This is a genomic window from Cupriavidus sp. SK-4, assembly GCF_000611125.1.
In the GTDB taxonomy this organism is placed as follows: Bacteria; Pseudomonadota; Gammaproteobacteria; order Burkholderiales; family Burkholderiaceae; genus Cupriavidus; species Cupriavidus necator.
The window spans coordinates 21,976-28,156 of record NZ_JFJW01000131.1 but is presented as its reverse complement, the minus strand read 5'-3'; the positions used below and the strand labels follow the sequence as shown (position 1 = coordinate 28,156).

5 protein-coding genes are annotated in these 6,181 nt (G+C 66.3%); 3 read left to right on the top strand and 2 right to left on the bottom strand.

Annotation, left to right across the window (positions count from 1 at the left end; translation table 11 throughout):
* Window positions 1-1,333: 3,4-dehydroadipyl-CoA semialdehyde dehydrogenase (locus CF68_RS26765; RefSeq protein WP_035824826.1), on the bottom strand; the 1,333-nt coding region annotated here is incomplete at its 3' end.
* Window positions 1,334-1,341: 8 nt separating this feature from the next.
* Window positions 1,342-1,806 (bottom strand): DUF4863 family protein, encoded by a 465-nt coding sequence (locus CF68_RS26760; protein ID WP_035824824.1) that lies wholly within the window; start codon window positions 1,804-1,806, stop codon window positions 1,342-1,344.
* 89 nt (window positions 1,807-1,895) lie between these two features.
* On the opposite strand from CF68_RS26760, the gene CF68_RS26755 reads away from it, so the two are divergent.
* From CF68_RS26755 to boxB, 3 genes are all read left to right on the top strand, one after another.
* Entirely contained in the window at window positions 1,896-2,858 is a 963-nt protein-coding gene (locus CF68_RS26755) for a helix-turn-helix transcriptional regulator (RefSeq protein WP_035824822.1), read from the top strand.
* Window positions 2,859-3,018: 160 nt separating this feature from the next.
* Window positions 3,019-4,677, top strand: a complete 1,659-nt coding sequence (boxC, locus tag CF68_RS26750) for a 2,3-epoxybenzoyl-CoA dihydrolase (RefSeq protein WP_035824820.1) — start codon at window positions 3,019-3,021, stop codon at window positions 4,675-4,677.
* A 45-nt stretch (window positions 4,678-4,722) separates the two neighbouring features.
* Window positions 4,723-6,150, top strand: a complete 1,428-nt coding sequence (boxB, locus tag CF68_RS26745) for a benzoyl-CoA 2,3-epoxidase subunit BoxB (RefSeq protein ID WP_035824817.1) — start codon at window positions 4,723-4,725, stop codon at window positions 6,148-6,150.
* Window positions 6,151-6,181 lie beyond the last annotated feature (31 nt).

Here is a 6,181-nt window from a genome sequence, read left to right as displayed (position 1 = left end):
CGACGGCGGCCGCGCCGAGCGCGGCCGCGTCGCTGCCATAGAGCGATGCCACCAGCGAGCCCTGGCCACGGCGCACGAGTGCAAGTGCGTGGGCGGTATCTCGATAGGGCAGCAGCGTGGCCACCGGGCCGAACACTTCGGTGTCGTGCACCGCGGCGGCGGCGTCCGCATCGGTCACGCCCAGCAGCGTCGGACCGACGCAGCAGGCCACGGCCGGATCGGCATCAATCAGGTGCTGCGTGGCGTCATGCAGCACCTGTGCATGCTTGCGCAGGTATGCCAGCCCGTCTTGCACAGCGTTGAACTGCGCACGGCTGACCAGCGCACCCATGCGCACCGTATCGTTGCGCGGGTTGCCCACGGTCACTTTCGACAGCCGTGCGCCGATGGCCTCGGCGGCCTGGCCATACAGCGCTTCAGGCACGAACACGCGCCGGATCGCGGTGCATTTCTGGCCGGACTTGACCGTCATCTCGCGCACGACTTCCTTCACCAGCAGGTCGAAGGCGGCGGTATCGGCGCCGTCCTGCGGCAGCAGCACGGCGGAGTTGATACTGTCCGCCTCAATATTCACGCGAACAGAGCGTTGCGCGATGGCGGGATGCGAGCGGATCACCGCGGCCGTATCGGCCGAACCGGTGAACGACACCACGTCAAACGGCTGCAACTGGTCCAGCAGTCCGGCCGAGCTGCCGCACACCACCGACAACGCGCCGGCCGGCAGCACGCCGGCCTCGACCACGTCGCGCACCATGCGCTGGGTCAGCCAGGCGGTGGCGGTAGCGGGTTTGACGATCACCGGCACGCCGGCCAGCAATGCCGGCGCCGCCTTCTCCCACAGTCCCCAGCTCGGGAAGTTGAAGGCATTGATAAACAGCGCCACACCGCGCGTGGGCACCAGCACGTGCTGCGACTGGAACAACGGGTCCTTGCCCAGCCGCGCGGCCTCGCCATCCAGCAGGTAGTGCCGGTCGCCGAGCGTATCGCCCAGCTTGGCGTAAGTGCCCAGCGTGAAGATGCCGCCGTCGATGTCGACCGCGGAGTCGTTCCTGACGGTGCCGCTGTTGGCCGTGGCGATGTCGTAATAGGCATCGCGATTGGCCTGCAGCACCTTGACGATGTCAGCCAGCAACGCGGCGCGCTGCCGGTAGGTCAGCGCACGCAGGGCGGCGCCGCCCTGTTCGCGGGCAAAGGCGGACCCGGCCGCCAGGTCCAGCCCGGTGGCATCCACGCGCACCAGTTCGTCGCCCAGCACCGGATCGAACAAGGGCGTGCCGGCACCGCTGCCGGCCTGCCACTTGCCGCCGAGGTAGTTGGATAGCAATTCAGTCATGGGGGATCTCAGCGCGTGAAGTCGATGCGGCCTTCCGGCAGCAGATAGAGCACCAGCGCGCGGCCGTTGCTGACGGTGGGGCGGTGGGCGCTGCCCGGCGGGCATACCAGCCAGCCGGCGGGGCGGCCGTCGAACTGCGCGTCGCCCTCGAGCGGCATGATCAGGTCGATCTCGCCGTTGGGATGGGTGTGATGCGGGCCGGCAATGTCCTGCATGTCGACCACGTCGACGGAAAAGCCGTGCAGGTCGTCAGCAGGCTTGAAGATGCGGCCGTAGCGGATGCCGCCGCCTTCGCGGTCGCACAGCCAGCCTTCGGCCACGCCGGTCTGGCAGGCGTCCTTCAGTTGCTGGTAGGTGGGGCTGCCGGCGCCGTGCTCGGCATTGAGCCAGGCATCGAGTGCGGCATCCAGCGGGCGGCCTGCCAGTTGCGCGGTGAGCCGCGCGATCTGGCTGCGGAATTCTGTGGGGGACATGGTGTTGGGGCTCCGTCTGATTCGCCAGTTGCTATCACTGGCTTCATGCATTATTGTGCATGTATGAAAAATAGAGCCGAGCAGAAATCATGTCAAGCACTATATTGCATAAATCTGGGTTAACCCCGGATGTCGACCTGCATCATGATTCAGATGCAAGCGCTGCCAATGGCACTGAGAAGAACCCGTTCCTGGTCGCGCTGGGCGAGCGTGTGCGCGAGTTGCGCGCCTGCCGCGGCCTGACCCGAAAGGCCGCCGCGCAGGCCGCCGGTGTGTCGGAGCGGCACCTGGCCAACCTGGAATACGGCAGCGGCAACGCTTCCATCCTGGTGCTGCAGCACATTGCCGATGCGCTGCAGTGCTCGCTGGCCGGGCTGCTGGGCGACGTCACCACGTCGTCGCCTGAATGGATCCTGTTGCGCGAACTGCTGGAGCACCGTGACGAAGCCACGCTGCGGCGCGTGCGCATTGCCGTGGGCGAGATGCTCGGCACGGGTGGCGAGAATGCCGGCCAGGCCGCGCGCAGCCCGCGCGTGGCGCTGATCGGGCTGCGCGGCGCCGGCAAGACCACGCTGGGCGGGATGCTGGCCGAAGACCTGGACTTCCCCTTTGTCGAGCTGAGCCGCGAGATCGAGAAATTTGCCGGCTGCAGCATCTCGGAGATCCAGGGCCTGTATGGCATGAACGCCTATCGCCGCTACGAGCGGCGCGCGCTGGAAGAAGCCATCCAGATCTATCCCGAGGCCGTGATCGCCACGCCCGGCGGCCTGGTCTCTGATCCGGCCACCTTCAACCTGCTGCTGGCCCACTGCACCACGGTCTGGCTGCAGGCAGAGCCGGAAGACCATATGGAGCGGGTGCGCGAGCAGGGCGACTTCCGCCCGATGGCGGCCAGCAAGGAGGCCATGGAGGACTTGCGCCATATCCTGGCCGGGCGCGCGGCCTTCTATTCCAAGGCGGAGTTCTCGCTGGACACCAGCGCGCGGCCTCTGGAACCCACCTTTGCCTCCCTGCGCGAACTGGTGCGCCAGGCCTTGCGCATGCCGTTGTGACGGCTGGGGCGCAATAACCTGGGGCAGAGGGGCAGCGACCGGCACTCCTTGGTAAATCTGCATAATAGTGCTTGCAGAAAATCTTGTCGATGAACTATAGTTCGTCTCACCAGATTCCTGTCCATGCACGATAGTGCAGTTTCGCAGAGGAGACACCGCCGTGACCATCGCCCCCCGCGTCGACTACCAGACCGCCCCCGCCCAATACAAGCACCTGAAGCTGACGTTCGACGGCCCCGTCGCCACGCTGGCGGTGGATATCGACGAGAACGCCGGCTTGCGCCCCGGCTACAAGCTCAAGCTCAACAGCTACGACCTCGGCGTCGACATCGAACTGAACGATGCGCTCAACCGCGTCCGCTTCGAGCACCCGGAAGTGCGCACCGTGGTCGTCACCAGCGGCAAGGACAAGGTGTTCTGTTCCGGCGCCAATATCTTCATGCTGGGTGTCAGCAGCCATGCGTGGAAGGTCAACTTCTGCAAGTTCACCAACGAGACCCGCAACGGCATCGAGGATTCCTCGGCGCACAGCGGCCTGAAGTTCCTGGCCGCGGTCAATGGCGCCTGCGCCGGCGGCGGCTATGAGCTGGCGCTGGCCTGTGACGAGATCCTGCTGGTGGACGACCGCTCGTCGGCAGTGAGCCTGCCGGAAGTGCCGCTGCTGGGCGTGCTGCCCGGCACTGGCGGCCTGACCCGCGTGACCGACAAGCGCCACGTGCGCCATGACCTGGCCGACATCTTCTGCACCACCACCGAAGGCGTGCGCGGCCAGCGTGCCAAGGACTGGCGCCTGGTCGACGACATCGCCAAGCCGGCCGTGTTCGCGCAGAAAGTGCAGGAGCGCGCGCTGGCGCTGGCCGCGCAGAGCGACCGCCCGGCTGACGGCAAGGGCGTGGCACTGGCCCCGATCGAGCGCACCATCGAAGCCGATGCGCTGCGCTACACGCATGTGACGATCGAGATCGACCGCGCCGGCCGCACCGCCACCTTTACGGTCAAGGCGCCGACGGGCACGCAGCCGCAGAACATCGATGACATCGTTGAAGCCGGCGCCGCCTGGTACCCGCTGCAACTGGCGCGCGAACTGGAAGACGCGATCCTGTCGATGCGCACCAATGAACTGGACATCGGCACCTGGCTGATCAAGACCAGCGGCGATGCCGCCGCGGTGCTGGGCACCGACGCCACGCTGCTGGCGCACAAGGACCATTGGCTGGTGCGCGAGACCATCGGCCTGCTGCGCCGCACGCTGAGCCGCCTGGATGTGTCGTCGCGCAGCCTGTTCGCGCTGATCGAGCCGCAATCGTGCTTTGCCGGCACCTTCCTGGAACTGGCGCTGGCCTGTGACCGCAGCTACCACCTGGCACTGCCGGACGACGAGGAGCGCGCACCGAAGATCACCGTGGCGGAAGTCAATTTCGGCCTCTACCCGATGGCCACCGGCCAGAGCCGCCTGGGCCGCCGCTTCTACGACGAGCAGCCCGCGCTGGACGCGGTGCGCGCCAGGGCCGGCCAGCCGCTGGATGCCGATGCCGCCTATGCGCTGGGCCTGGTCACCGCCAACCCCGACGACATCGACTGGACCGATGAAGTGCGCATCGCGCTGGAAGAGCGCGTGGCGATGTCGCCCGATGCGCTCACCGGCATGGAAGCCAACCTGCGCTTCAACGGCCAGGAAAACATGTTCACCCGCATCTTCGGCCGGCTTACCGCGTGGCAGAACTGGATTTTCCAGCGCCCCAACGCGGTGGGCGACAAGGGTGCGCTCAAGGTCTACGGCAAGGGCGACAAGGCCGCCTTCGACTGGAACCGCGTCTGATCCAGCCTTACACGACAACCGAATCGTCCCCCGAAGGAGACCACCATGTCCGGCATCAACTACAGCGACAAGATCCCCAACAACGTCAACCTGAGCGAAGACCGCACCCTACAGCGCGCGCTCGAGCAATGGCAGCCCAACTACCTGAGCTGGTGGAACGACATGGGCCCGGAAGGCTCGCACCAGCATGACATCTACCTGCGCACCGCGATCAGCGTCGATCCGCAGGGCTGGGCCCACTTCGGCCACGTCAAGATGCCGGACTACCGCTGGGGCATCTTCCTGAACCCGGCCGAGGCCAACCGCAAGATCCACTTCGGCGACCACAAGGGCGAAGACGCCTGGCAGGACGTGCCCGGCGAATACCGCGCCAACCTGCGCCGCATCATCGTGACGCAGGGCGATACCGAGCCCGCGTCGGTCGAACAGCAGCGCCACCTGGGCCTGACCGCGCCCAGCATGTACGACCTGCGCAACCTGTTCCAGGTGAACGTGGAAGAGGGTCGCCACTTGTGGGCCATGGTCTACCTGCTGCACAAGTATTTCGGCCGCGACGGGCGCGAGGAAGGCGAAGCGCTGCTGGAGCGCCGCAGCGGCCAGCAGGACAACCCGCGCATCCTGCAGGCGTTCAACGAACAGACGCCTGACTGGCTGTCGTTCTTCATGTTCACTTACTTCACTGACCGCGACGGCAAGTTCCAGCTGTGTGCGCTGGCCGAGTCCGCCTTCGACCCGCTGGCGCGTACCACCAAGTTCATGCTGACCGAGGAAGCACACCACATGTTCGTGGGCGAATCCGGCGTGTCGCGCGTGATCCAGCGCACCTGCCAGGTGATGAACGAACTGAAGACCGACGATCCCGCCAAGCTGCGCGCGGCCGGCGTAATCGACCTGCCGACCTTGCAGCGCTACCTGAACTTCCACTACAGCGTCACCATCGACCTGTTCGGTGCCGATGAATCCAGCAACGCCGCCACCTTCTACAGCACCGGCCTGAAGGGCCGCTACGAGGAAGGCAAGCGCATGGACGACCACGTGCTCAAGGGCCAGACCTACCGCATCCTGCAGGCGCAGAACGGCCAGCTGACCGAGAAGGAAGTGCCGATGCTCAACGCGCTCAACGAAGTGCTGCGCGACGACTACATCAAGGACAGCATGGCCGGCATCGAGCGCTGGAACAAGGTCATCGACAAGGCCGGCATCCCGTTCCGCCTGAAGGTGCCGCACAAGGCCTTCCACCGCAATATCGGCGCGCTGGCCGGCGTCAAGGTTGCGCCGGACGGCCGCGTGATCTCCGACGCCGAATGGCGCGACTTCCGCGACCAGTGGCTGCCCAGCGAAGGCGACCGCGCCTTCGTCGCCAGCCTGATGGGCCGCGTGGTCGAGCCGGGCAAGTTCGCCAACTGGATCGCGCCGCCGGTGATGGGCATCAACCGCCAGCCGGTGGATTTCGAATACGTGCGGTTCAACTGAGCCACGGGCCATCCGCCCGCTGCGGGTTTGC

Bases quoted from the DNA above. Each gene is read 5' to 3' on its own strand.
- CF68_RS26755 (WP_035824822.1), top strand. From the start codon at position 1,896: ATGTCAAGCACTATATTGCATAAATCTGGGTTAACCCCGGATGTCGAC.
- boxB (WP_035824817.1), top strand. From the start codon at position 4,723: ATGTCCGGCATCAACTACAGCGACAAGATCCCCAACAACGTCAACCTG.
- CF68_RS26760 (WP_035824824.1), bottom strand. From the start codon at position 1,806: ATGTCCCCCACAGAATTCCGCAGCCAGATCGCGCGGCTCACCGCGCAA.